The sequence below is a fragment of the Sphingomonas sp. R-74633 genome (assembly GCF_013416555.1).
Taxonomy (GTDB): Bacteria; Pseudomonadota; Alphaproteobacteria; order Sphingomonadales; family Sphingomonadaceae; genus Sphingomonas.
In genome coordinates this window covers 420455-445392 of the sequence record NZ_JACCFG010000004.1, presented here as the reverse complement: position 1 = coordinate 445392, position 24938 = coordinate 420455, and the positions used below count along the sequence as shown (strand labels likewise).

Sequence of the window (24938 nt, the reverse complement as noted above, 5' to 3'; positions counted from 1 at the left end):
CCATCGAAGGTATTCCGATGCTCGCTTTCCTCCTCGCCGCCGCCGATCCCCAGCCGGCAATCGTCCAGCCGGTCGCGAGCGTCCGGGTCGCCTTTGATCGCGCAGGCGAGGTTTCGATCACCGCTAGCGGCCTGGCCGACATCGCCGCGAAGCGCGCGATCAGCCCGGACGATCCGGTGCGCATCGCCTCGATCTCCAAGCTGGTCGTCGCGATCGGCGTGCTGCGGCTGGTCGAGCAGGGGAAGCTCGATCTTGATGCCGATGTGTCGCGCTATCTCGGCTGGACGCTGCGCAACCCGGCCTTCCCGGACGCGAAGATCACGCTGCGCCTGCTGCTCTCGCACCGCTCGAGCCTCACCGACCGGGTCGATTATGTCCTGCCGCTCGATGCCGACATGCGCGCGGTGCTCCGGGATCCCAAGGCCTGGGACGCCCAGCACGCGCCCGGCAGCTGGTGGGCCTATACCAACTTCAACTTCCCGGTGATCGCCGCAGTGATGGAGCGCGCCACCGGCGAGCGCTTCGACAAGCTGATGGACCGGCTCGTGCTCAAGCCGATGAAGCTCGACGCCTGCTATAATTGGGCGAGCTGCAAACCGGGGACCGCCGCACGCGCCGTGGTCCAGTACCGCGAGAACAAGCCGACCAAGGACGACAACCACGGCGCACCACCAGCATGCCCGGTCAGCCCGGCCAGGGACGGCAGCTGCGATCTCTCGGTCTGGCGTGCCGGCGCCAATGGCGCGATCTTCGCGCCGCAGGGCGGGTTGCGCATCTCCGGGCGCGGCCTCGCGCGCGTCGGCCGGATGTTCCTGGGCAACGGCACGCTCGACGGCGTCCGCATCCTGCGCCCGACCTCGGTAAAGCTGATGGAGACGCCGCTCTGGACCTATGACGGCAAGAATGGCGATGTCGGCGGCGACATCTCGGTGCAGACGCCCACCGGCGGCATGACCTGCAGCTATGGCCTCGCGGTCGTTTTCCAGGCAACGCCGACCAAGGGCTGCCGCGACGATCCGTTCGGCGACGGCAAGCGCCGCTTCGGCCATTCGGGCGACGCCTATGGCCTCAAGGCCGGGCTGTGGATCGACAAGGCGAGCGGCACCGGCGTCGCCTATTTCGCCAGCGACGTCCCCGATGGACCCGGCGCGCGATCGGCCTATACGCCGACCGAAGAGAAACTCGCCCGCGGAGACTAGGCTTGCGCCACGACGCCAATCTGACGACCGATCGCCCGACCTTCGTCACCCATCTCGAATGCTCGATGACGGGCGAGCGTTATGAGGCGGACCAGCTCCACGGCCTCTCGCGCGTCGGCCGCCCGCTGCTCGTGCGCTATGATCTGGAGGGCGCCAGCGCCGCGCTCCCCCGCGACGCGCTCACCCGCCGCCCGGCGGACCTGTGGAAATATCGCGAGCTGCTGCCCGTCCGCCAGACGCAAAACATCGTCAGCCTGGGCGAGATCGCCACGCCGATCATCCCGCTCGATGCGCTCGCCCGCGAGGTCGGCGCGAAGCATCTCTGGGTGAAGGACGAGGGGCGCCTGCCCACCGGCTCGTTCAAGGCGCGCGGGCTGGTCATGGCGATCGCGATGGCCAAGGAGCTGGGCGTCACCACGATCGCGATGCCGACCAACGGCAATGCGGGCGCCGCCGCGGCCGCCTATGCCAGCCGGGTCGGTATCGAGTCGGTGATCTTCTGCCCGGCTGATACTCCCGAAGTGAATGTCCGCGAGATCGCCGCGCAGGGCGCGCGCGTCTACCGGGTCAACGGCCTGATCGACGATTGCGGCAAGCTGGTGGGGCAGGGGGCGAAGGAGCGTGGCTGGTTCGACCTCTCGACGCTCAAGGAGCCGTACCGGATCGAAGGCAAGAAGACGATGGGCCTCGAGCTTGCCGAGCAGCTCGACTGGGAGCTGCCCGATGCGATCTTCTACCCGACCGGCGGCGGCACCGGGCTGATCGGCATGTGGAAGGCGTTTGCCGAGATGGAAGCGCTCGGCTGGATCGGTTCGAAGCGCCCGAAGATGATCGCGGTACAGGCCGAGGGTTGCGCGCCGATGGTCCGCGCCTTCTGGGCGGGCGAGCGCCACGCGACCCGCTGGGAAGACGCCCACACGATCGCGATGGGCATCCGCGTGCCCCAGGCGGTCGGCGACTTCCTGATCCTCGATGCCGTGCGCGAAAGCGGCGGCGTGGCGATGGCGGTGAGCGACGAAGCCATTGCCCGGGCAGTCGACGATGCCGCGCGCAAGGACGGGCTGCTGCTCTGTCCCGAAGGCGGCGCGACGCTGGCCGCGTGGCGCAAGGCGCTGGCGGAAGGGCTGGTCGGCCCCGACGAAAAGGTCGTGCTGTTCAACTGCGCGACCGGGCTGAAATACCCGCTTGCCGATCAGTCGACGACGCTCGACAAGAACGAGCCGATCGATTTCGCCGCGCTGTAGGCCGTCAAACTCCGAAACGTAACCGACCAGCGGCTTGCATCCATCGGGGCGATGCTGTGCTCCCAGTCGTGCCGCGCCGCGCCGGACAGATGATAGGCCCCGCGCGGCGCCAGCGGCACCTCCGCCCGGTCGAACTTCCCGTCCGGCCTTCGCTTGCGCAGCCGTAGTGTCGCGGGGGCGCCCAGCGACACGCCGACGACATGCTCGAACACCGGCCGGTCGCGGTGCCAGCCGATCCCGGCGCCCGGATCGTAGCGGATCACCAGCGCCTGAACGAGCTGCGCCGCCGCCAGCCCGGCGAACGTCGCGGCCTGTTCACGCAGCGGCAGCAGCCAGTCTGGGATCGCTTCGGTCTCGGCAAAGCTTGAATCGGTGAAGTCGTAGCGCCAGCCGAAGCTGCGCGTCAGCCGCTTGCCCAACCATTGCTGAAAGCGAAACGGCGCCAGTCCCGCCGCGTCGATTGCCCGAATCAGATCGGCCTCTTGCGCTGGGGTGACGATATTCTCGACCTGTTCGATTCCGGACACTGGTACGCCGCTGAAAAGATCTGGAAACAACAAGGACATTAATCGGATATGGGGTTCAGAAATCTGCAATTCCAGACCAAAAATACCTGCAAATTCGGTGTAATTTCCTTAGTTTTTCCCGCGAGATAGCGGTTGCAAGTGCCGTTTGGGGGCCCTAGCTGTTCGCCCCGTGAAGAACGAAATGATTGCAGTAGTAGATCGCGCCTCGGCGTTCCTGAAGGCGCTATCGGGTCGAAGCCGTTTCCTGTTGCTGTGCCACCTTCTCGATGGCGAGAAGTCGGTAGGCGAGCTTGCGCGCCTTACGGGCGCACGGGATACCGCCGTGTCGCAGCAGCTTGCGCTGCTTCGCCGCGAAGGGATGGTCGCCGCGCGCCGCGATGGCCAGATGATCTTCTATTCGCTCGCCAGCGACGAGGCCCGCCAGATGCTCGTGGCGATGCACAGCCTGTTCTGCGCCACCGAAGTGGCTCAGGAAGAGCCCGTCCCGGCATAAAGCCGCTCGACATCCTCCTTGCGCGCCAGTTCGGTCGCGGGAGTCATCAACGTCGCCGCCCCTGCGGCGATGCCATAGCGCAGGGCATCCTCGATCCCCTTGCCCTCGGCTGAGGCAAGGGTGATCGCCGCCACCATCGAATCGCCGGCACCCACCGTGCCCTTGGCCTCGACCGGGATGGCGGCAACCCGCAATTCCTTGCCGTCGCCGACCAGCAGCGCCCCGCGCTCGGCGAGCGACACCACCACGATCTCGGCAAAGCCGCGCTGCTGCAGCGTCCCCGCCGCTGCCATCTCATCGTCTTCGCTTTTGATCTCGCGGCCGAGCAGGTCGGCCACTTCGCGCAGGCTCGGCTTGATCAGCCAGGCGCCCGCGCCTTCGCACGCCGCCAGCGCCGGGCCCGAGGTGTCGATCACCAGTTTCACGCCCTGCTCGGCGCAGCGCGCGCCGATCCGCTTGAAGATCGCCGGGTCGCAGCCCGGCGGCAGGCTGCCGCTCACCACGATATGGGTGACATCCGCCACGCCGAACAGCGCATCGAGCAGCGCGGCAATCTCGTCCTCGCTCAGCTCCGGTCCGGGCAGCACGAAGCGATACTGGTCGCCCGGCCGGCCCTCATCCACCGTGAAGCTCTCGCGCGTCGCGCCTGCGATCGGTACCGGCAGGATCACGATCTTCTGCTCCTCGAGCAGATCGACGATCATCGCACCCGCCGGCCCGCCGCTCGGAAATACCGCGGTCGCCTCGCCGCCCAGATGCGTCACCACGCGCGCAACATTGATCCCGCCGCCGCCCGGGTCGTAGCGCGGGGTGGAGCATCGAAGCTTGTGCTGAGGCCGCACCTTCTCGGTGCAGGTGGTCACGTCGAGCGCCGGATTGAGCGTCAGCGTGGCGATCGCCATCAGATCGCGCGATCCAGCGCGGCGCGCGCGGCGGCGACGATCAGTTCCTGCGGCCGATTGGCGCGCACGCGGTGCCAGTGGATCTCGCCCACCGAGCGCCGCGACTGCTCGCGCACCACGCTCTCGGTCGCGTCGGACGCGTCGTTCGCGCGCGCATTCACCCGCGCGATCCGGTCACGTTCGGGCGCTTCGAGCCAGATGCCGGTAAAGGCGGCGCGGTAGCGGTCGGCAATCGCCTCGGCCACGTCGCGCTCGCTGCGCGCCATGAACACCGCGTCGAGGATCACGCTGTTGCCGCAGGCAAGGTGATCGTCGGCGGATTCGAACAGGGCCTCATAGGTCTCGTCGTCATTGCGACGGGTATAATGCCTGGGCGGCAGCCGGGTTTCCGGCGTCACCCCGGCCAGCCGCTTGCGGAACACATCCGAGTGCAGCACCCGCGCACCGGGCAGCCGCCCGATCCGGCTGCCCAGCAGCCGCGACAGCGTCGATTTGCCGGTGCCTGAAAGTCCGCCGATCACCACCAGCCGCGGCCTGGACGGGGCGAGCAGGCTGTCCGCAAGCTCCGCCTCGCCATCGGCACGCAGCGACAAAAAGAGCGGCAGCAGCGCCCAGCCGGTCGCGCCCTGCGGCGCCACGTCGAGATAGCGGTTGGCGATCGTGTTGGCTTCGCCCGCCATGCCGGCGCGCATTACCTCGATCAGCGTGCGAGCGAGATCGTGGAGCACATCGACCGGCTCGCCCATCACCGCACGGATCCGCCCGGCGGCGATCCGGCGGGCGATCGAGTCAGTGTGATATGCCAGCTCGGCACGCTGCGCGTCGGTGGTGGCGCTCAGCGCCAGCGTCTTGCGGAATACCGTGCCATCGCCCTTGGGCGCAGCGGCGTGACCTGCGGCGATACGGTCGGCAAGGGCGTGCAGCTGGACGGTATCGAGATCGCCGGCAAGCAGCGCCTCGAAGTCCGGTTCCTGCGCTGCGGCCAGCGCCGCCATCGTTCCACCCCCGTTATCAGGTTCGTCGAATCAGCCCCTAGCACGAGTTTTCTGAACGATCTTGAACAAGATCGACCTATCGCACCGGCGCACCCGCAAAGGCATCCCGGATCACTCCATAGAGTGCCTTTGGCTGGTAGTCGTCATTATAGGGCGTGGCGCGCTGGTGGGTCTTGTCCTTGCGCGGCTTGTAGCCGTTGAGCCAGGTGAAGCGATCGCTCATCCCCCAAGCCAGCACGTCGCGGAGCTGCGGGTAGGAGAACATGATCTCCAGATAGGCCGCGGCATAGTTGGCGACGATGCCGTCGCGCAGCTTCGCATCGGTCGGCAGCAGATGGTCGTCGACGTCGAACTCGGTGACCGCCAGCTTGTAGCCCATCGCCACCGCGCTATCGAGGAAGCTCCGCCAGGGCTTCTCCTGCTTGCTCACCAGCGCGCCTACCGTGCCGCCATCGGTCAGCCCGATATGCGATTGCACGCCGAGCGTGTCGCAGGGGATGCCGCGCTTGCGGAACCCCTCGAGCAGCTTGAGGACGCCATAGCGATGCCCCTCATTGCCCGGCTCCCAGCTCATATAGTCGTTATAGGTCAGCTCGACGCCCGGGGCATGCTCGCGCGCGGTGTGATAGGCGAAGTCGAGCATCGCCTCGGTCCCGCCGAACGCCTTGGACAGCGACGAAGTGCGCAGCGCGCCCGTGCCTTCCTCCACTGTCTCGTTGACGACGTCGAAGCTGACGATCCGCTTGCCGTAGAGCTTGCACAAGGTGCGGATATGGGTGCCCAGGATGCGCTCGGCTTCCTTGGCCGGGCTGGCGCCGAAGTCATAGTCGTTCAGCCATTTCGGGAAGTACTGCGTCTTGTGCCACAGCAAGGTGTGACCGCGCATCGCCATGCCGCTCGCTTCGGCGAAATCGAGCATGTCGGAGAAATGGTCGAGGTTGAAGGTCTTGGCGTCGGGCCGGAGCGCCTGCCATTTGAACTCGTTCTCGGGCACCAGGATGCCGCAGTCGCGCTTGAGCAACTCGGCATATTTTGGATTGGCGAACGAACCGCGGTCTGCGCCCGGCGGGCTCCACGAGAAGCAGGAGCCGAAGCGCATGCCCTTGGACTTGGCGACGGCGTTGAGGCCCTCGGCAGCCTGCGCGATTGCGGGGAAGGGCAGGGCCAGCGCCGCGCCGGCACCCAGCAACCCACGGCGTGTCAGTTCAATCATCGAGCCTCTCCCGCTCACCAGTTGGACAGCGTTCCATCTTCAAGCCGTGCGACGGGGAGATAGGCGCGCTTATATTCGTATTTCGCGGCCCGTTCCTCGTCGATCTCCACGCCGAGCCCCGGGGCATCGCCCGGGTGCATCATCCCGTCCTTGAAGCTGTAGGCGTGGGGGAAGACCGCGTCGGTCTTCGCCGTGTGCGGCATCAGCTCCTGGATGCCGAAATTGGGCACCGACAGGCCGAAATGGAGCGCTGCGGCCATGCATACCGGCGACAGGTCGGTCGCGCCGTGGCAGCCGGTGCGCACCTGATAGAGGTCCGCAAACGCCGCGATCCGGCGCAGATGCGTGATCCCGCCCGCATGGACCACAGTGGCGCGGACATAGTCGATCAGCTGTTCCTCGATCAGCTGCTTGGTGTCCCAGATCGTGTTGAAGATCTCGCCCACCGCCAGCGGCGTGGTGGTCTTCTCGCGAATCAGGCGGAAACCGGCCTGGTTCTCGCTCGGCGTCGCGTCCTCCATCCAGAACAGCCGATAGGGCTCGAGCTCCTTGCCGAGCCGGGCGGCCTCGATCGGGGTCAGCCGGTGGTGGACATCGTGGAGCAGGTGCACGTCCCAGCCGAGCACCTCGCGCGCCTTCTCGAACAGCGGCGCCACCGAGCGGAGGTACTTCTCGGTCGACCACAGGCTCTCGGTCGGCAGCGCGCCGTCGGCCGGCTCGTAGCGCTGGCCCGGCTTGGCCACGCCATAGGTGGATTTCAGCCCCGGCACGCCCGCCTGGAGCCGCACGGCCTTGTAGCCCTCCTCCACATGGCGGACGGCTTCCTCGATCGTCTCCTCGATCGTCGCGCCATTGGCGTGGCCATAGACCATGCATCCGTCGCGGCTCGCCCCACCGAGCAGCTGATAGAGGGGCAGCCCGGCCAGCTTCGCCTTGATGTCCCACAGCGCCATGTCGACCGCGGCGATCGCGCACATCGTCACCGGGCCGCGCCGCCAGTACGCGCCCTTGTAGAGATACTGCCAGATGTCCTCGATCCGGTGCGCATCGCGCCCAATCAGGCAGGGGATGACATGATCCTCGAGATAGCTAGCCACCGCCAGCTCGCGTCCGTTCAGCGTCGCGTCGCCGATTCCGGTCACGCCGTCTGCCGTCTCGATCTTGAGCGTCACGAAATTGCGGTCGGGGCAGGTGACGATCACGCGCGCGGATATGATCTCGGCCATGTCGCCTGTGCTTCCCCTTCCTGAGCCGGCGCATCGCTTCCGCGCGCCTATGTGCTTGGTAGCGCTACCATTGTTGACCTGTTACAAGCTTGTCAACGGCGGCTTTTGACCGCTGAGCGATGGGAAGAGCGATGCTTCGGAAATTGCTGGCTATTTTGTCTGCGTTTTTGTGTTTCGGCCTTGCGAATCAAGGCCATGCCGAAGACGGATATGACCTCTGGTTGCGGTATCAGCCGCTCGAATCCGGCGCGAAGGCGCGATACCAGCCGCTGATCACCCATCTCGTGGCGCCCAATTCGCGCCCTACGATCCGCGCCGCGACCGACGAGCTGCAGCGCGGCTTCAAGGGCATGTTCGGCCATGCGCTCGTCCAGCGCGAGACGGTGATGGGCAATGGCTCGGTGCTCGTCACCCGCGCCGATTCCCCGAACCTCAAGGGCCTCGACCTCCCGTTCGCGAAGCTCGGCGAGGAAGGCTATCTGATCCGGAGTGCCACGATCGCGGGCCACCGCGTCACGATCATCGCAGGCAATAGCGACGTCGGCGCGCTTTATGGCGTGTTCCGCTTCCTCAAGCTGCTCCAGACCGGCCAGCCGATCGACAATCTCGACATCACCGACGCGCCCAAGCTCAAGATCCGCGTCCTCAACCATTGGGACAATCTCGATCGCTATGTCGAGCGTGGCTATGCCGGCCAGTCGCTGTGGGATTGGCAGAAGCTGCCGCTCTACAAGGACCCGCGCTACATCGATTATGCCCGCGCCAATGCCTCGCTCGGCATCAACGGCACGGTGCTGACCAACGTCAACGCCAAGGCCGACGTGCTCCAGCCCGAATACATCGCCAAGGTGAAGGCGCTGGCGGAAGTGTTCCGCCCCTATGGCATCAAGGTCTATCTGACCGCGCGCTTCTCCGCTCCGCTCGATATCGGCGGGCTCAAGACCGCCGATCCGCTCGATCCGGCGGTGCGCGCCTGGTGGAAGGCGCGGGTCGACGCGATCTATGCCGAGATCCCCGATTTCGGCGGGTTCCTGGTCAAGGCGAACTCCGAAGGCCAGCCCGGCCCGGCCGACTATCATCGCACCCATGCCGAGGGGGCCAACATGCTCGCCGACGCGCTCGCCCCGCATCACGGCGTCGTGATGTGGCGCGCCTTCGTCTATGCCGCGGAGAATGCCGAGGACCGGCACAAACAGGCCTATAGCGAGTTCCAGCCGCTCGACGGCAAGTTCCGCGACAATGTCCTCGTCCAGGTCAAGAACGGCGCGATCGACTTCCAGCCGCGCGAGCCCTTCCATCCGCTGTTCGGCGCGATGCCCAAGACGCCGCTGATGATGGAATTCCAGATCACCAAGGAATATCTCGGCTTCGCCACGCACCTCGCCTATCTCGGCACGATGTGGGAGGAGGCGCTGCAGAGCGACACCTTCCGTCCCGCCAGGGGCAGCACGGTCGCGAAGGGGATCGAGACCCCGGTCGAGCCGGGCGCTGCCACCGGCATGGCCGGCGTCGCCAATATCGGCAGCGACCGCAACTGGTCAGGCTCGCAGTTCGACCAGGCAAACTGGTACGCATTCGGCCGCTTCGCCTGGGATCCCGATGCCAGGGCCGCGGATATCGCGCGCGACTGGGCGCGGCTGACCTGGGGCAATGATCCCGCCACCGTCGATACCGTGGTCCGCATGATGATGGGCTCGCGCGAGGCGGTGGTCGATTACATGACCCCGCTCGGCCTCACCCACCAGATGGCGACCGGCCACCACTACGGCCCCGGCCCGTGGATTGCCGACCTCCAGCGCCCCGAATGGAACCCGGTCTATTACAACAAGGCCGCGCCCGACGGCATCGGCTTCGATCGCACCGCCAAGGGCAGCGACGCGCTCTCGCAATATGCCCCTCAGGTCGCAGAGAACTGGGGCAGTCTGGCGACCGTGCCCGACGCGCTGCTGCTGTGGTTCCACCACGTGCCTTGGGACTATCGGATGAAGTCCGGGCGGACTTTGTGGGATGAGCTCGTCATCCACTACGATGCTGGCGTCGATCACGTCCGCACCATGCAGGCCGATTGGGCAGGGCTGCGCGGCAAGGTCGACGCCGAGCGCTGGGCTCAGGTGCGCGATTTCCTGAGCATCCAGCTGGAGGAGGCGATCTGGTGGCGCGATGCCTCGATCGCGTACTTCCAGTCGATCTCGAAGCGTCCGCTGCCCGAGGGACACAAGCCGCCGGCGCACGACCTGGAGTATTACAAGGCGATCACCACCCCCTACGCGCCGGGGCAGGTGCACTGACCTTGGAACTCCCCTCCCTGGAAGGGAGGGGGCGGGGTGGGTAGGCTTCCGCAGCTTCTCAGCTCGAGGATGGCAACCCACCCCTAGCCCCTCCCTAGTCAGAGAGGGGAACTCGCAGGCTCAAGGCCGCGCCAGTCCCCGCGCGAGATACTGCTTGATATACTGCCGCAGCTGCGGCGTCGGCGCGCCCAGCACGCTGCGGTGCTCGGGCGGCATATGCGCCGCCGGGTCGCCGTGCCGCTGGAAGACGAAGGTGTCGAAATATTCCGCCCAGGCCTCGCGCCGTTCGGGCGGCAAATGGCTGATCGTCAGGATCGCGTGGACCATCGCGTCGAACCGCGCATCCTGGTCGGGCGAGTCCGTCCACCAGAAATTGACCAGCAGGTTGAACGGCGACAGCGCCTCGACGTGATGCCACCACAGCGCCGGGATATAGACCGCGTCGCCCGGCTCCAGCTCGACCACCAGCGCCGCGTCCAGCGCGTCGCGGAAGCGCGGGAAGCGCTCGAAATCGGGCGCGGCCATGTCGACCATGCTCAGCGGCTGGCCCGCCACCGTGTGATCGAGCGGGCCGATATAGAGGTTGGCGGTCTGCTCGGGCGGGAACAGCGTGAAGCGCCGCCGCCCGGCCGCCACGCAGGCGATATTGTCCGACGCGTCGAAATGCGTGCTGATGCTGGTCGCGTTGCCGATCCAGATCCGCGGCTCGGCGCCCATACCGAACAGGGCGGGCAGCTGGTTGGCCCCGGCGAACCCGGGCAGCGCCTGCGCCGTCTCCACGGCACCGGCATAGACCGCCGGCACTTCGTCCTTGTCCTTCAGCCCCAGCACATAGCGCAGCAGGTCGGCGAAGCGTCCCTTGCGCCGCTCGAAATTGAAACCGCGCATGTCGTCGGAATAGAAGAAGCGTCCGTTGATCGTCGGCGGGCCGATGAACGCCTCGGCCGTCGCGCCGCGATCGAAGCCGAGCAGATAATCGCACGCCGCCTCGTCCGACTGCGCCGCCGCCTGCACCAGCGGCCAGTCACCCGCCACGTCGCGCAGCACCGCCGGGGCATAGCCCTGGACGAGGTCACGCAGCCCCTCGGCAGCGAGCGGCCCTTCGATTTCACGGATCCCCGCCTGTGCCATGCTTCCTCAGCTTCCAGGAACTGCTAGGGTCATATCCGGAGGGTTGGTGTCCGGGGCATGTCTGTGTTGTCGCACGATTTTTCGCTGAATGCGCGCCCCGCCGCGCGGCTTTCGCGCCTCGGGCGGGAAGGGGAGCCGTTGTTCTGTCTCGACGGCCTGATGCAGCGCCCTCAGGCATTGGTCGACTATGCTGCCACCCAGGCCGAATTTGCGCCCGTCCATGGCCCGGCAGGCGGCTATCCCGGCGTCCGTGCTCCCGCGCCGCTCGACTATGTCGAGGCCGTGGTCCGCGCGCTTGATCCGGTGGTGCGCGACGCCTTCGCGCTCGGCGCGGTCCGACTGGGACGAGCGGAGTGCAATTTCTCGATGGTTACGCTGGCGCCGGGCGATCTCGTCCCGTCGCAGCGCGCACCCCATATCGATACCAGCGATCCGCTGCACTTCGCGTTCCTGCATTATCTGTGCGGCCCCGAGCAGGGCGGCACTGCCTTTTACCGCCATCGGGCTACCGGCTTCGAGGCGATCACGCCCGAGCGGGCTGCCGCCTACGAAGCCGCCCGCGCCGTCGAGCCCGATCCTGCGCCCGGCTATATCCATGGCGATACCCCCGAGTTCGAGCAGATCGGCGCCGCCGATGCCGCGTTCGACCGGCTGCTCGTCTATCGCAGCCGCCAGCTCCATTCCGGGCTGCCGACCGGCGCGCTCGCGCCCGACCCGCGCCGCGGCCGGCTCACCGCCAACATCTTCCTCAGCTACCGCCCCGCCTGAACAAAAAAATTGGCGCCGCCGACGGGGAGTCGGCAGCGCCAGGCAGGGTGTGTTGCAAATCAGAAGTTGAAGCGTGCGATCGCGGCGAAGCGGCGGTCATTCATGTACCAGCCGCGCGGCACTTCGATGTTGCCGCCTCCGATCTTCGAGATCACCGCAGTGGTGCGGGTAATCTCGTTGGTCAGGTTCGAGCCCTGGATGCCGAGCTTGATCTGCGGGGTCACCGCAAAGAAGATCGACGCATCGAGCTGGCCGGTCGCCTTGTTGATGATCGGATCGAACGGCGTGATCACGTCGCGGACGGTGAGCACGAAGTCCGAGCGCCACGAGTAGCTGGCGCGCAGCGAGATCGGGCCATAGTCGAAGAACGGCGTGATGTTCACCGTGTGCTTCGAAAGCCCCTGCAGCGGCAGCGTCGAGGTGTCGACGGTCGAGACACGGCCCGCAGCCACGTCCGGATCTGTCTCCGACAGCGTCGACTGCGGCACGCCCGAGCTGTCGACGAAGGTGTAGTTCGCCTGCAGGCCCAGGCCCTTCAGCGGCCCCGGCAGGAAGTCGAAGGTCTGCTGATAGGCAACTTCGAAGCCCTTGATCTTGCCCTTTTCGGTGGCGTTGATCGGGGTGGTGATGACGATCGGGTAGGTCTGGCCATTGTTGGTCAGATCCACGCGACGGGTGTCGTTGGTCACCACGCCGTCGAGCACCTTGTAGAAGGCCGAGACAGTGAACGAGCCGACCCGCGAGAAATACCATTCCGCCGTAAGGTCGAAGTTATCGGCCTTGGTCGGCATCAGGGTCGGGTTGCCCGCGGTGGTGACGCCCTGGAAGCGGAAGCTGTTCGGGATCAGCGTGCCGCTGGCATCCGTGTTCTGCACCACCGACAGGTTCGCCTGGGTGTAGTTGCGGATGAAGCCGGTCTGCGGCGGCGCCACGCCCTTGAAGTATGCGGCGCGGAACTGCAGGCCGCCGCCGACCTCGAGCTTGAAGTTCACGCTCGGGAGCCAATAGTCATAGTCGAGCTTGGTGCTCACCGGAGTCAGCGCGCCGTTGACGAAGGCACGTGCGTTGTTCCGGTCCGTGATGCTGAACGAGCAGAACGGCGACAGCGTCGCGGGCGGCACCACCGGCGTTGAGCAGGTGGCATCGGTCGGGAACGCAGTCGTGTTGGTAAACGAGTTATAGCCGTCCGACTGGCGCTTGGTCCGGGTATAGCGCACGCCGACATTGCCGGTGAGGTGCAGCCCGCCAAGATGCGTGTCGATCTTGGTCATCAGATAGGCGGCGTAGTTGCGCTCGCGGATCGGGTTGATCTCGTCGGGAAGGAACGGCGTGCCGGCAACCACGCCGCAGCGCTGGGCCAGCGGGTTCCAGCCCGCGTTGATCGTCCGGCTGCCGCAAGTGGTCGTGCCCTGCCACTCGCTCGCGATAGAGCTCGCATAGAGTGCCATCTGCGCATAATCGCCGACGGTGTCGCCGTTGTAGTAAAGGCGGCCCTGGCCACCCAGCGGGTTGGTTACCTGGCCCCGGAAGAAATTGTCGAAATAATAGGCCGAGTTGGAGTTGGTCACCGCGCCATCGGTACGGCTGGCATTGTTGCCGTTCACCGGCGTCGTCAGCCAGATCGGGCCGTTATTGCCCCACTGCTCCGAAAGCACGCCCCAATTGTAGCGCGAGAAGCGCGAGACCTGGTCGCGATCGGCATAGCGCACGCCGCCCTGGATCGACTTGAGGAAGCTGCCCTCGGGCAACGCATAGTCGAGGTCGAGGCGGAAGGCGTCGGAATTGCCGTCGCTCTGCTCGACGTGATCCATCGCTGCGCGCGGGAAGGTGTTGTACGGATCGGTGAAGCTGTTGTGGCCTGCGCCGTAATAGCTCGGGTTCATCGAGCCGCCCACGGCCTGCGCCGTGTTGCAGTCATAGGTGGTGCCCGGCGGGTTCTGCGAATTGGCCGAGGGGCCGTTGCAGACCTGCGGCGGCAGGAAGGCGACCGTCGGGAAGTCCGAACCGTTCAGCTTGATCGAAGCATTCTGGTAGGTCGAGTTCCACAGCGTGTTGTCGAGCAGGTGCGTCGTCGACTTCACATGCTGATAGTCGAAGGTCACGCCCAGCCGCTCGCTGGCATTCCACTTCAGGTTGAAGCCGTAATCGTCGGTGACGAGCCGCTGCTCCTGGTCGCGGCGGATGTTGTTCGACTGCAGGCCCAGCATCGGCGTGCGCGCGGCACCCGTATTCTGGTCGCCACGCCAGCCGGTCGGGCCGGTGATCGTGCCGCTGGCGAACATGCCGTCGCTGTCGAAGTTGAGCGTCGTGCCCGCGGCTGCACGGCTGTCGCCGTTGGACGAGACGTTGTCGGTCGCGATTTCGATCGTCCGCTCGGTCCAGGCCTGGCGCGCGTCGGAGCGCAAGAACTGGGCGACAGCCTCGACCGACCCGTCATTGCTGCGGAACTGCGCGGCGGCGGCATAGCCATAGCGCTCGCGGTTGAATTCTTGACGGCCCATCACGGCGCCGCGCGGGAAATAGACCTGCTTGCTGACGGTCGCGCCGGTGCCGTTGTCGACGACGTCGCCGTCCGAATAGAGGTTGCGGATGCGGAAGCTCGAGACCTGGAAACGGTCCGACTGGCTCTTGAGCTGCGAATAGGAGAAATTGCCGAGCAGGCCGAATTCGCCGATCCCGGTCTCCCAGCGATCGCTGATCATCAGCGAGCCGGTCGGCGTCCACTTCTTCTCGAAGTCGCCATAATTCGCCTCGAGCGAGCCCGCGACCACCAGGCCCTTCTTGTTGTCGAACGGCTTGCGCGTGCGCAGATTGACCACGCCGGCGATGCCGCCTTCGATCCGGTCGGCCGAGGGCGACTTGAACACGTCGACGCCGCCCATCATTTCCGAAGGCACGTCGGCGAAGCTCAGCGCGCGGCCGTTATTGGCGGTGAACGCCTCGCGGCCGTTGAACTCCGAGCGGACATAGGTGAGGCCGCGCACGACCACGCCCGAACCTTCTACCGAGAAGTGGTCGGGATCGACGCCGGCGGCGAAGCGGTTGATCGACACGCCCGGGATACGCTGCAGCGTCTCGGTGACCGAGCGGTCGGGAAGGGCGCCGATGTCCTCGGCGGTCACCGAGTCGACGATCACGTCCGAATTCTTCTTGAGCGTCTGGGCGCTCTGCAGCGACTGGCGATAGCCCTGGACGACGATCGTGTCTTCCGGAGTCTGCGCGTCAGCGGCGGGCGGTGTCTGGGTATCCTGCGCCCAGGCGGGCGCCGCGATCGAAAGGCAGGCAAGTGCCGCCGCGGACACACCGGCACGCAACGCTCCCGTACGGAACCTCGCATTCTTGCCGACATGCTGAATAGAATCGTGCTTGCGCATCGAGCTGTCCCCTCCCTTGTTAGCGCTACCATATTACGGCGCGTTTCTTATTTGTGTCATACCTAATGTAGGAGTTATCGAAAGATCAAGCCGTCTTGTTGCGCTTGCATGAAAAGCGCGGATTTGTGGCGTTTTCGCAACGGTTTCGCTGCATTGCGGCAGGATTTTTGCACCTGCGAAACGGCCATTTCGCCCTCGAATCACCCCCTGTTCCGATTGACGGTTTCACGACGGGAGCGCTAACATTCGGCTCGGAGAGGGGCATCGCAGACATGCTGGTAAAGCGCGTACTCGTGGTCGGCGGGGGCACGGCGGGGTGGATGGCCGCTGCGGCGCTGGCGCATAAGTTCGCCGGCACGAATCTGGCGATCACCCTGGTCGAATCGGCCGAGATCGGCACGGTCGGCGTCGGCGAGGCGACGATTCCGCACATCCGCCATTTCAACGCGACGCTCGGCATCGACGAGGCGGAGTTCCTCGCCGCGACCAAAGGCACCTACAAGCTCGGCATCGAGTTCGCCGATTGGGGCCGGATCGGCGATTCCTATGTCCATCCCTTTGCCGAGTTCGGCGCGCCGATCGACGGTGTGCCCTTCCACCAGCAATGGCTCGCGGCCCAAGGGGCGGGGGCGTTCGAGGACTATTCGCTCCCCATCCAGGCCGCCCGGCGCGGCCGTTTCCGCCGGCCCGAGGGCGATCCCTACAACTATGCCTATCAGTTCGATGCCGGCCTCTACGCCAAATTCCTGCGCAACTACGCCGAAGCGCGCGGCGTCGTCCGGCGCGAGGGCAGGATCCTCGATGTCGCGCTCGACAGCGAGAGCGGCTTCGTCCGCTCGGTCACGCTGGAAAGCGGCGAGAGCATCGAAGCCGAGCTGTTCCTCGATTGCTCGGGCTTTCGCGGCCTGATCATCGAGCAGGCGCTCAAGGCCGGCTATGAGGAGTGGACGCACTGGCTGCCCTGCGACCGCGCCATCGCCATCCCCTGCGCCAATACCGGCCCGCTCGCGCCTTACACTCGCACCGCCGCGCAGGAGGCGGGCTGGATCTGGCGCATCCCGCTCCAGCATCGCACCGGCAACGGCCATGTCTATTCGAGCGGTTTCCTCAGCGACGAGGCCGCGCTGGAAACCCTGCTCGCCCAGCTCCCCGGCGCGCCGCTCGCCGATCCCAACAAGCTCCGCTTCGTCACCGGCAAGCGCAAGCAGCAATGGGTGGGCAACACGATCGCGATCGGCCTCGCCTCGGGCTTTCTCGAGCCGCTTGAATCGACCAGCATCCATCTGATCCAGGTCGCGATCGGCCGGCTGCTCGATCTTTTCCCGACACAGGACTGGGATCCGCTCGACGCGCAGGAGTTCAACCGGCTGATGGCGCTCGATTATGAGCGCGTCCGCGACTTCCTGATCCTCCATTATCACTGCCAGGAGCGCGACGATTCGGACTTCTGGCGGCACTGCCGAGCGATGACCTTGCCCGACTCACTGGAAACCAAGCTGGCACTTTTCCGTGAGCGTGGGGTCGTGATGCAATATCGCGAAGGTACGTTCCTGGAACCAAGCTGGCTCGCTGTCTATCTCGGCCAGCACGTCATTCCACGCCATGCCGACCCGCGCGCAGGCGGAGAGGGCGTGGCGCAGGCGATGGCCGCGATGCGCGCCGAGATCGCTGCCCTTGCCGAGGCGATGCCCTCGCACGAAGCCGCACTCGGAGTGGCCGCATGATCCGCAGCATCGGCATTGTCGGCGGCGGTGTCGCCGGCTGGATGGCGGCGCTGGCGCTCGTCCGTGCGCTGCCACACGTCCGGATCGACCTGATCGAGACCGAAGGCCCCGATTGGAGCCTCGGCCCGTTCGGCCCGGCCGAGGCCAGCCTGCCCGATTTCCCGTTCTGGCTCGCCGATCACGGCGTCGACGAGAGCGCGCTCCTGCGCGCTGCCCGGGGCAGCTTCTCGCTCGGCACGGCCTTTTCAGGCTGGGCGGGGGCGGAGGCCGACTGGTTCCTGCCCTTCGGCACGATCGGTGCGCCGCTCGGCACCACCGCCTTCCACCAGCTCGCCGCCCGGATCCGCGCCGCCGGCCATGATCTGCGCCTGGCGGACTTCTCGCTCGCCGCAATCGTCGCCGCCTCGGGCCGCTTCGTCCGTCCGAGCGAGGACCCGCGCTCGATCCTGTCCAGCTTTGGCTATGGCCTCCACTTCGACCGCGCCGGCCTCGCCGACACGCTGCGGGCTGCCAGCGGCATCACCCCCATCGGCAGTTTCCGCGCCTTCGCCGACGACGCCGTTGCGCTGCAGGACGGCAGCCAGGTCACCGCCGATCTCTGGCTCGATTGTTCCGGCCCCGCTGCGCTGCTCGCCGGAACCACCGGTTGGGAAAGCTGGGTGCAGTGGCTCCCGTGCGACCGTGCCGTCGAAAACTGGAACCCCGCCGAGGGCGTCCCGCCGCCCTATAGCCATGCCGGCGCCTTCGAAGCCGGCTGGCAGCGCACCGTGCCGCTGGTCGGCGGGCAGGGTGGCACCTTGCTGTATGCCTCGCAGCATCTCCCCGAGCAGCCCGGCGCCATCCCGATCGCCCAGGGCCGCCGCACCCAGGCCTGGACCGGCAAGGTCATCGCGCTCGGTGCCACTGCCACGCTGATCGAGCCGCTCCACGGCTGGAACCTCGCGCTGCTCCAGAATGCGCTCGCCCGGCTGCTCACGCTGCTCCCCGCCACCCCGAATGGCCCCGAGCCCGCCGAATATAACCGCCTCACCGCCGAGGAAGCCGACCGTGTCCGCGACTTCGCCATCCTCCACTACAAGACCAACGGCCGCGCCGGCGAACCGCTCTGGGATTCCGCCCGCGCGATGCCCGTCCCCGAGACCCTCCGGCACAAGCTGGACCTGTACCAGAGCCGCGGCCGCATCCCGCTTTATGACGAGGAGCTGTTCGAGGCCGATGACTGGATCGCCGTACTCGATGGCCAGGGCATCCGCCCGCGCCGTCACGACGCGCTCGCCGACGCGATCCCCGAACCGGCGATCCTCCAGCACGCCGAGCGCATCCGTGCGCTGATCCTCGACGCCGTCCGCGCGATGCCGCATCACGGTGCCACGCTCCGCGCCGAAGGAATGATCGCATGACTGCCCCCGCGCCGATCCGCAGCATCGTCATTGTCGGTGGCGGCACCGCGGGCTGGATGGCCGCCGCCGCGCTCACCCGGCTGATCCCGACCGGCGTCTCGGTCACTTTGGTGGAATCGGAGGAGATCGGCACCGTCGGCGTCGGCGAGGCGACGATCCCGCCGATCCGCAACTTCAACGGCCTGCTCGGTCTCGACGAGAATGACTTCCTCGCGAAGACGCAGGGCACGATCAAGCTTGGCATCGAGTTTCTCGACTGGACGCAGGAAGGTCACCGCTACGTCCATCCGTTCGGCGAGTTCGGCTTCGATATCGAGGGGGTGAAGTTCCACCAGATCTGGCGGAAACTCCACGCCGAGGGCCGCGCCCGCGAGATCGAGGACTATAATGTCTGCGCGCTCGCGATGCGCGAAGGCCGCTACCAGCCCCCGGTCGCCGACCCCGGCTCGATCCTGTCGCGCATGGCCTATGCCTATCAATTCGACGCCTCGCTCTACGCCAAATATCTGCGCGCCTATGCCGAGCAGCGCGGCGTCGTCCGGGTTGAGGGCAAGGTCCAGCATGTCCCGCTGCGCGCCGCGGACGGTTTCATCGAAGCGGTGGTGCTCGAGGGCGACCGCCGCATCCCCGGCGAGCTGTTCCTCGACTGCACCGGCTTCCGCGCGCTGCTGATCGAGCAGGCGCTTCGCACCGGCTGGGAAAGCTGGGCGTACTGGCTGCAATGCGACCGCGCCGTCGCCGTGCCCACCGCCAGCCCGGGCCCGGAGATCACGCCCTTCACCCGCTCGACCGCGCACCGTGCCGGCTGGCAATGGCGCATCCCGCTCCAGCACCGCGTCGGCAACGGCCATGTCTATTGCAGTGCCGATATCTCCGACGACGAGGCCCGCGAGACGTTGCTGGCAAACCTCGACGGCGCGCCGCTCCGCGATCCTTTTATCCTCAAGTTCGAGGCCGGCAGGCGCAAGCGTGCCTGGGAGAAGAATTGCGTCGCGTTCGGCCTTTCCTCGGGCTTCGTCGAGCCGCTCGAATCGACCAGCATCCATCTCGTCCAGTCGGGCATCCACAAGCTGATGGCGCTGCTCCCCGACACCGGCTTCTCGGCGGTCGAGCGCGACGAATATAACCGCCTGGCCGACCTCCAGATGGAGCAGGTCCGCGACTTCATCATCCTCCACTACCACGCCAACCAGCGCCGCGACGGCGATCTGTGGCGCCGGATGCGCGAGATGGCGATCCCGGCCAGCCTCGAGCGCAAGCTCGCGCTGTTCCGGAACCGCGGCCGCTTCTTCCGCTATGAAGACGAGCTGTTCGCCGAATCGAGCTGGATCGCAGTGCTGCTGGGGCAGGGGATCATGCCCGCCGGCTGGGACCCGCTCGCCGACGGCCTCGACGAAGACAAGCTCGCGACCAGCCTCTCGCGCATCCACGAGATGTTCGCCCGCGCCGCCCAGGCGATGCCCCGCCACGAAGACTGGCTCGCCCGCAACGCGCCCGCAAGGAACGACACATGACCGACACCACTGACCGGCGCATCCGCTCCATCCTGATCGTCGGCGGCGGCACCGCCGGCTGGATGACCGCGGCCACGCTCGCCCGCATCCTCGGCCCCGACTACACGAAGATCACGCTGGTGGAGTCCGACGAGATTGGCATCATCGGCGTCGGCGAGGCGACCATCCCCCAGATGGCGACCTTCAACCGCATGCTCGGGCTCGACGAAGACCAGTTCATGCGCGAGACCAAGGGCAGCTTCAAGCTCGGCATCGAATTCCACAATTGGGGGCGGATCGGTCACCGCTATTTCCACCCGTTCGGCGGCTATGGCCTTGATATGAAAGGCGTGTCCTTTCACGCTTACTATCTCCGCCTGCGCCAGCTGGGCGAGGCGCCCGACATCGACGCATGGTCGCTCCAGGCGATGGCGGCGCGCGAGAACAAGTTCATGCGCTCGGTCGATGCCGGCAATTCACCGCTCAGTGACATCGCTTATGCCTTCCATTTCGACGCCGGCCTCTATGCCAAATTCCTGCGCGGCTATGCCGAGGCGCGCGGCGTCACCCGGCGCGAGGGCAAGATCACCGACGTCAAGCTGCGCGGCGAGGATGGCTTCGTCCAGTCGGTGACGATGCAGGACGGCAGCGAGATCGAGGCGGATCTGTTCATCGATTGCTCGGGCTTTCGCGGCCTGATCATCGAGCAGGCGCTCAAGTCGGGCTATACCGACTGGTCGCAATACCTGCCCTGCAACCGCGCCATCGCCGTGCCCTGCGCGAGCGTCGAGGAGTGGACGCCCTATACCCGCTCCACTGCCCACAGCGCCGGCTGGCAGTGGCGCATCCCGCTCCAGCATCGGATCGGCAACGGCCATGTCTTCTCCTCGGACTATATGTCCGATGACGAGGCCACTGCGATCCTGATGGCCAACCTCGACGGCGAACCGCTCGCCGACCCGCGCACCGTCCCGTTCAAGACCGGCCACCGCAACCGCATGTGGGTGAAGAACTGCGTCGCGATGGGCCTGTCGGGCGGCTTCCTCGAGCCGCTGGAGTCCACCTCGATCTGGCTGATCCAGTCGGGCCTGTCGCGCTTCCTGACGATGTTCCCCGACCGCGACTTCAACCAGGCCGACACCGATCGCTACAACCGGATCATGCAGACCGATTACGAGGAGATCCGCGACTTCCTCGTCCTCCATTACCACGCCACCGAACGCACCGATTCCCCCTTCTGGAATTATTGCCGCACGATGGAGATTCCCGAGCGGCTCGCCGAGAAGATGCGCGTGTTCAGGAGCCACGGCCGCGCCTTCCGCGAGAATGAGGAGCTGTTCAACGACACCAGCTGGTTCGCAGTGATGCTCGGCCAGCTTATGGAGCCGGCCTCGCACGATCCGGTCGCCGATGTGATGCCGCTCGACGAGACCCGCGACCGGCTCGCCCATATCCGCGAGGCGATCGCCAATTCGGCCGATTACATGCCCAAACACCGCGACTTCATCCGGGACCATTGCGCAGCATGAAAAGCCTCCTGACCGCCGCCGCGCTGCTCCTCGCCGCGCCCGCCGCCGCCCAGCCGGTCGCGACCTTCCCCTGGTTCAGCTACAGCGGCAAGGACGCCACCGACACCGTCCCCGCAAAGCCCGGCGACTATCGCAACCCGATCCTCAAGGGCTTCTACCCGGACCCCAGCGTCACCCGCGTCGGCAATGACTTCTACCTTGTGACCTCCACCTTCAGCTGGTTCCCCGGCATCCCGGTCTTCCACAGCCGCGATCTCGTCCACTGGACGCAGATCGGCAACGCGATCGACCGGCCCGGCATGCTTGACTTCAAGAAACTCGCGCTGTCGCGCGGCGTGTTCGCGCCCTCGATCCAGGCGAAGGACGGGGTCTTCTATATCCTCAACACCTGCGTCGACTGCGGCGACAATTTCCTGCTCACCGCGAAGAATCCCGCCGGCCCATGGAGCGACCCGGTCTGGCTGCCCGATCTCAAGGGCGGCATCGATCCGTCGATGTTCTTCGACGACGATGGCCGGACCTGGGTGGTCAATAACGGCCCGCCCGAGGGCAAGACGCTCTACCCGGGCCACCGCGCGATCTGGGTGCAGGAATTCGACCGCAAGACGCTCAGGACCTTCGGCCCGCGCAAGGTGCTGGTCGACGGCGGCATCGACCCCTCGACCAAGCCGATCTGGATCGAGGGGCCGCATATCTTCAAGAAGGACGGCTGGTATTATCTCAGTTGCGCCGAGGGCGGCACTGCGGAGGGCCATAGCCAGGTGATCCTGCGCTCCAGATCGGTCACCGGCCCCTATGTCGCCTGGGAGGGCAACCCGATCCTCACCCAGCGCGACTTGCCACGCGACCGGGCGAACCCGATCACTTCCGCCGGTCACGCCCAGCTCGTCACCACGCCGGACGGCAAATGGTGGGCGACCTTCCTCGCCGTGCGGCCGTACGAGGGCGACTTCTACACCACCGGCCGCGAGACCTTCCTGCTGTCGGTCAGCTGGAAGGACGGCTGGCCGAAAATTCTCCCCGCCGCCACGCCGATCCCCTGGACCCACGCGCGCCCGGCGCTGCCGCAGGGCAGGGCGCCGCTCCCCACCTCGGGCGCCTTCACGATCCGCGACGATTTCCGCGGCAAGCTGCCGTCCTATTGGATGATGCTCCGCAACCCGCGCGAGACCTGGTACCAGACCGGCGCCACCGGCCTCTCGCTCACTGCGCGGCCCGTCGGTCTGGGGGACAGCGCCAACCCCAGCTTCCTCGCCCGCCGCCAGCAGCACACCAATGCCGTTGCCGAAACCATCGTGAAGTTCGCCCCCGAAAAGCAGGGCGACCGCGCCGGCCTCGTCGTCCTCCAGAACGACTATTACTGGTTCTTGCTCGGCGTCCGGCGCGTCGGCGGCAAAAACCTCCTCGTCGTCGACCAACGCGAGGGCGCCGCCACCCCGGATCTCGGCAAGACTCTGTTCACCGCGCCCGCGCCTGCCGGCCCGGTCCGCCTGCGCATCGCGGTGCAGGGCCGCAGCTATGCCTTCAGCTACGCCGCACCGGGCGCGAAGCCGGTATGGAAGCATCTCGGCGCGGTACAGACCGACGGCCTCACCACCAAGGTCGCCGGCGGCTTTGTCGGCTCGGTCTTCGGCCTGTTCGCCGGGGCAGGGGAGTGAGCACCGCGCTGCTGGCGCTTACGCTCGCTGCCGCCGCGCCGGACGGGCCTTCGATCGACCTCAACCAGCTCGGCTTCCAGCCCGACGATCCCAAGACCGCGCTTGTCGAGGGCGATACGCCGGTGGTGTGGCAGCTTGTCGACGCGAAGGGCCGCATCCTCGCGACCGGGCCGACCAGCGCGCTCGGTGCCGACGCCGCGTCGGGCATGCACCTCCAGCGCATCGCGTTCGGCGGGTTCCGCACCCCGGGCAAGGGCTATCGCCTGGTCGCAGGGACGCGCACCAGCGCTCCCTTCGACATCCGCCCCAATCTCTACGTCCCGCTCGCCCGCGACGCGCTCGCCTTCTTCTACCACCAGCGCGCCGGAGTACCGATCGAGGCGCGCTTCGTTGGCGCCCGATGGGCACGTCCCGCCGGCCACGCGCACGAAGTCGCCAAATGCTTCACCGGCCTGGACGAGCGGCAAATCCCGTGGAGCGGCTGCCCCTATAGCCTCGACGTCACCGGCGGCTGGTATGACGCCGGCGACCACGGCAAGTACGTCGTCAATGGCGGCATCGCGCTGTGGACGCTGCTCAACGCCTATGAGCGCCGCCCCGCGGCGATCCCGCGCGGCGCGAACGGCGCCCCCGGCCTGCTCGACGAAGCGCGCACCGAGATGGAGTTCCTGCTCCGCATGCAGGTGCCCGAGGGCACGACGCTCTCGCTCCCCTCCGGCCCGTTCAAGTCGCTTGCCCAGAGCGCGGGCTGGCGCTCGGACCCGGCGGACTTCGCCTCCGTCGATGCCTCGGGCATGGCGCATCAGAAGGTCGCCGACCGCGCCTGGACCGCGCTGCCCACGCCGCCGCAGGGCGACACGCAGGAACGGCTGCTCTACCCGCCGACCACCGCCGCCACGCTCAACCTCGCTGCCACTGCCGCGCAGTGTGCTCGCATCTGGAAGGGGATCGACGACGCGTTCGCCGCGCGCTGCCTCGCCGCCGCCGAGCGCGCCTTCGCCGCCGCCCGGCGCAACCCGCAAATCTACGCCACCAACAGCTTCACCGGCTCGGGAGGCTATGGCGACGAGACGCTGTCGGATGAATTCTACTGGGCCGCGGCCGAGCTCTACGTCACCACCGGCAAGTCCGAATATCACCAGGCGGTGACAGCCTCGCCACACTTCCGCGTGCCCGCCGGCGAGCCCGGCTGGCCCCAGACCGCCACGCTCGGCACGATCACGCTGGCAACGCGCCCCTCTGGCCTGCCCGAAGCGGAGGTGAAACGCCTGCGCGCCCTGCTCACCGCCGCCGCCGATCGCTTCCTCGCCGACGAGGGCAGCAACGGCTACCGGGTCCCGCTGACCCAATACACTTGGGGCTCGAACGGCGCGCTGCTCAACCGCGCGATGGTGCTCGGCGTCGCCGGGGACCTCACGCGCGATCCCAAATACCGGGCAGGGGTGCTCGACGCGATCGACTATGTCCTCGGCCGCAACCCCAATCATGTCTCCTATGTCAGCGGCTATGGCGCGGTCTCGATGCGGAACCCGCATCACCGCTTCTGGGCACCGTCGCTCGATCCAAAGCTACCGGGACCGCCGCCGGGCGTGCTCTCGGGCGGCGCGAACTCGACGTCGATGGCCGATCCGGTCTCGCTGAAGATGGCCGGCAAATGCGCCCCCCAGCGCTGCTGGGCGGACGACGTCCACGCCTACGCACTCAACGAAGTCGCGATCAACTGGAACGCCCCGCTGGTGTGGGTGAGCGCGTGGTTGGCTGATTGAAAATCCTC

The 24938-nt window shown here is 66.8% G+C and carries 18 protein-coding genes; 11 read left to right on the top strand and 7 right to left on the bottom strand.

The window, feature by feature from the left end; all coding sequences use genetic code 11:
* The first annotated feature begins 17 nt into the window (after positions 1-17).
* Complete coding sequence (locus tag HZY97_RS15490; protein WP_180145596.1) at positions 18-1199, top strand: serine hydrolase; 1182 nt, start codon at positions 18-20, stop codon at positions 1197-1199.
* A 2-nt stretch (positions 1200-1201) separates the two neighbouring features.
* A complete protein-coding gene (locus HZY97_RS15485) occupies positions 1202-2443 on the top strand; it encodes a threonine synthase (protein WP_180145594.1) in 1242 nt (413 codons plus the stop codon).
* On the opposite strand, the gene HZY97_RS15480 is transcribed toward HZY97_RS15485, so the two are convergent.
* On the bottom strand, positions 2392-3009 hold the full coding sequence (locus HZY97_RS15480) for an alpha-ketoglutarate-dependent dioxygenase AlkB (protein ID WP_180145592.1): 618 nt from the start codon (positions 3007-3009) through the stop codon (positions 2392-2394). The genes HZY97_RS15485 and HZY97_RS15480 overlap by 52 nt on opposite strands.
* 130 nt (positions 3010-3139) lie before the next feature.
* On the opposite strand from HZY97_RS15480, the gene HZY97_RS15475 reads away from it, so the two are divergent.
* Positions 3140-3463: an ArsR/SmtB family transcription factor gene (locus HZY97_RS15475; protein WP_373684391.1), complete on the top strand. Its 324-nt coding sequence runs from the start codon at positions 3140-3142 to the stop codon at positions 3461-3463.
* Here the strand turns inward: HZY97_RS15475 and HZY97_RS15470 are convergent.
* The 4 genes from HZY97_RS15470 to manD all read right to left on the bottom strand — a co-directional run bounded on the left by HZY97_RS15470 (position 3439) and on the right by manD (position 7799).
* Positions 3439-4365 carry a 1-phosphofructokinase family hexose kinase gene (locus HZY97_RS15470; protein ID WP_180145590.1) on the bottom strand — a complete coding sequence of 309 codons (927 nt, stop codon included), beginning with the start codon at positions 4363-4365 and terminating at the stop codon, positions 3439-3441. The two genes, HZY97_RS15475 and HZY97_RS15470, sit on opposite strands and share 25 nt — an antisense overlap.
* Entirely contained in the window at positions 4365-5360 is a 996-nt protein-coding gene (locus HZY97_RS15465; RefSeq protein ID WP_180145588.1) for a bifunctional aminoglycoside phosphotransferase/ATP-binding protein, read from the bottom strand. Before HZY97_RS15465 ends, HZY97_RS15470 begins: the two co-directional genes overlap by 1 nt.
* Positions 5361-5436: 76 nt before the next feature.
* A complete protein-coding gene (locus tag HZY97_RS15460; RefSeq protein WP_180145587.1) occupies positions 5437-6573 on the bottom strand; it encodes an endo-1,4-beta-xylanase in 1137 nt (378 codons plus the stop codon).
* A 14-nt stretch (positions 6574-6587) separates the two neighbouring features.
* Positions 6588-7799, bottom strand: coding sequence for a D-mannonate dehydratase ManD (gene manD / locus HZY97_RS15455; RefSeq protein WP_180145585.1), 1212 nt, complete (start codon positions 7797-7799; stop codon positions 6588-6590).
* 131 nt (positions 7800-7930) lie between these two features.
* On the opposite strand from manD, the gene HZY97_RS15450 reads away from it, so the two are divergent.
* Positions 7931-10087, top strand: coding sequence for an alpha-glucuronidase family glycosyl hydrolase (locus HZY97_RS15450; RefSeq protein WP_218943085.1), 2157 nt, complete (start codon positions 7931-7933; stop codon positions 10085-10087).
* Between the two features lie 120 nt (positions 10088-10207).
* Here HZY97_RS15450 and HZY97_RS15445 read toward each other — a convergent pair whose 3' ends face one another.
* On the bottom strand, positions 10208-11218 hold the full coding sequence (locus tag HZY97_RS15445; protein WP_180145580.1) for a cupin-like domain-containing protein: 1011 nt from the start codon (positions 11216-11218) through the stop codon (positions 10208-10210).
* A gap of 57 nt (positions 11219-11275) precedes the next feature.
* Between HZY97_RS15445 and HZY97_RS15440 the strand changes: the two genes are divergently transcribed.
* A complete protein-coding gene (locus HZY97_RS15440) occupies positions 11276-11986 on the top strand; it encodes a DUF6445 family protein (protein ID WP_180145578.1) in 711 nt (236 codons plus the stop codon).
* 59 nt (positions 11987-12045) lie between these two features.
* Here HZY97_RS15440 and HZY97_RS15435 read toward each other — a convergent pair whose 3' ends face one another.
* A complete protein-coding gene (locus HZY97_RS15435) occupies positions 12046-15360 on the bottom strand; it encodes a TonB-dependent receptor (RefSeq protein ID WP_180145575.1) in 3315 nt (1104 codons plus the stop codon).
* Between the two features lie 272 nt (positions 15361-15632).
* Here HZY97_RS15435 and HZY97_RS15430 point away from each other — a divergent pair, with 272 nt between their 5' ends.
* The 6 genes from HZY97_RS15430 to HZY97_RS15405 are packed head-to-tail and all read left to right on the top strand — an operon-like array spanning position 15633 to position 24930.
* Positions 15633-17084, top strand: coding sequence for a tryptophan halogenase family protein (locus HZY97_RS15430; protein ID WP_180145572.1), 1452 nt, complete (start codon positions 15633-15635; stop codon positions 17082-17084).
* Positions 17081-18484 (top strand): tryptophan halogenase family protein, encoded by a 1404-nt coding sequence (locus HZY97_RS15425; protein ID WP_180145569.1) that lies wholly within the window; start codon positions 17081-17083, stop codon positions 18482-18484. The genes HZY97_RS15430 and HZY97_RS15425 overlap by 4 nt, the downstream gene beginning before the upstream one ends.
* A complete protein-coding gene (locus HZY97_RS15420) occupies positions 18481-19998 on the top strand; it encodes a tryptophan halogenase family protein (protein ID WP_180145566.1) in 1518 nt (505 codons plus the stop codon). Before HZY97_RS15425 ends, HZY97_RS15420 begins: the two co-directional genes overlap by 4 nt.
* On the top strand, positions 19995-21506 hold the full coding sequence (locus HZY97_RS15415) for a tryptophan halogenase family protein (protein WP_180145564.1): 1512 nt from the start codon (positions 19995-19997) through the stop codon (positions 21504-21506). Before HZY97_RS15420 ends, HZY97_RS15415 begins: the two co-directional genes overlap by 4 nt.
* Positions 21503-23164 (top strand): glycoside hydrolase family 43 protein, encoded by a 1662-nt coding sequence (locus tag HZY97_RS15410; RefSeq protein WP_180145562.1) that lies wholly within the window; start codon positions 21503-21505, stop codon positions 23162-23164. The genes HZY97_RS15415 and HZY97_RS15410 overlap by 4 nt, the downstream gene beginning before the upstream one ends.
* On the top strand, positions 23161-24930 hold the full coding sequence (locus tag HZY97_RS15405; protein ID WP_373684390.1) for a glycoside hydrolase family 9 protein: 1770 nt from the start codon (positions 23161-23163) through the stop codon (positions 24928-24930). The genes HZY97_RS15410 and HZY97_RS15405 overlap by 4 nt, the downstream gene beginning before the upstream one ends.
* Positions 24931-24938 lie beyond the last annotated feature (8 nt).

Bases quoted from the DNA above. Each gene is read 5' to 3' on its own strand.
- HZY97_RS15490 (WP_180145596.1), top strand. From the start codon at position 18: ATGCTCGCTTTCCTCCTCGCCGCCGCCGATCCCCAGCCGGCAATCGTC.
- HZY97_RS15480 (WP_180145592.1), bottom strand. From the start codon at position 3,009: ATGTCCTTGTTGTTTCCAGATCTTTTCAGCGGCGTACCAGTGTCCGGA.
- HZY97_RS15470 (WP_180145590.1), bottom strand. From the start codon at position 4,365: ATGGCGATCGCCACGCTGACGCTCAATCCGGCGCTCGACGTGACCACC.
- HZY97_RS15465 (WP_180145588.1), bottom strand. From the start codon at position 5,360: ATGGCGGCGCTGGCCGCAGCGCAGGAACCGGACTTCGAGGCGCTGCTT.
- HZY97_RS15460 (WP_180145587.1), bottom strand. From the start codon at position 6,573: ATGATTGAACTGACACGCCGTGGGTTGCTGGGTGCCGGCGCGGCGCTG.
- manD (WP_180145585.1), bottom strand. From the start codon at position 7,799: ATGGCCGAGATCATATCCGCGCGCGTGATCGTCACCTGCCCCGACCGC.
- HZY97_RS15450 (WP_218943085.1), top strand. From the start codon at position 7,931: ATGCTTCGGAAATTGCTGGCTATTTTGTCTGCGTTTTTGTGTTTCGGC.
- HZY97_RS15445 (WP_180145580.1), bottom strand. From the start codon at position 11,218: ATGGCACAGGCGGGGATCCGTGAAATCGAAGGGCCGCTCGCTGCCGAG.
- HZY97_RS15440 (WP_180145578.1), top strand. From the start codon at position 11,276: ATGTCTGTGTTGTCGCACGATTTTTCGCTGAATGCGCGCCCCGCCGCG.
- HZY97_RS15435 (WP_180145575.1), bottom strand. From the start codon at position 15,360: ATGCGCAAGCACGATTCTATTCAGCATGTCGGCAAGAATGCGAGGTTC.
- HZY97_RS15430 (WP_180145572.1), top strand. From the start codon at position 15,633: ATGCTGGTAAAGCGCGTACTCGTGGTCGGCGGGGGCACGGCGGGGTGG.
- HZY97_RS15425 (WP_180145569.1), top strand. From the start codon at position 17,081: ATGATCCGCAGCATCGGCATTGTCGGCGGCGGTGTCGCCGGCTGGATG.
- HZY97_RS15420 (WP_180145566.1), top strand. From the start codon at position 18,481: ATGACTGCCCCCGCGCCGATCCGCAGCATCGTCATTGTCGGTGGCGGC.
- HZY97_RS15415 (WP_180145564.1), top strand. From the start codon at position 19,995: ATGACCGACACCACTGACCGGCGCATCCGCTCCATCCTGATCGTCGGC.
- HZY97_RS15410 (WP_180145562.1), top strand. From the start codon at position 21,503: ATGAAAAGCCTCCTGACCGCCGCCGCGCTGCTCCTCGCCGCGCCCGCC.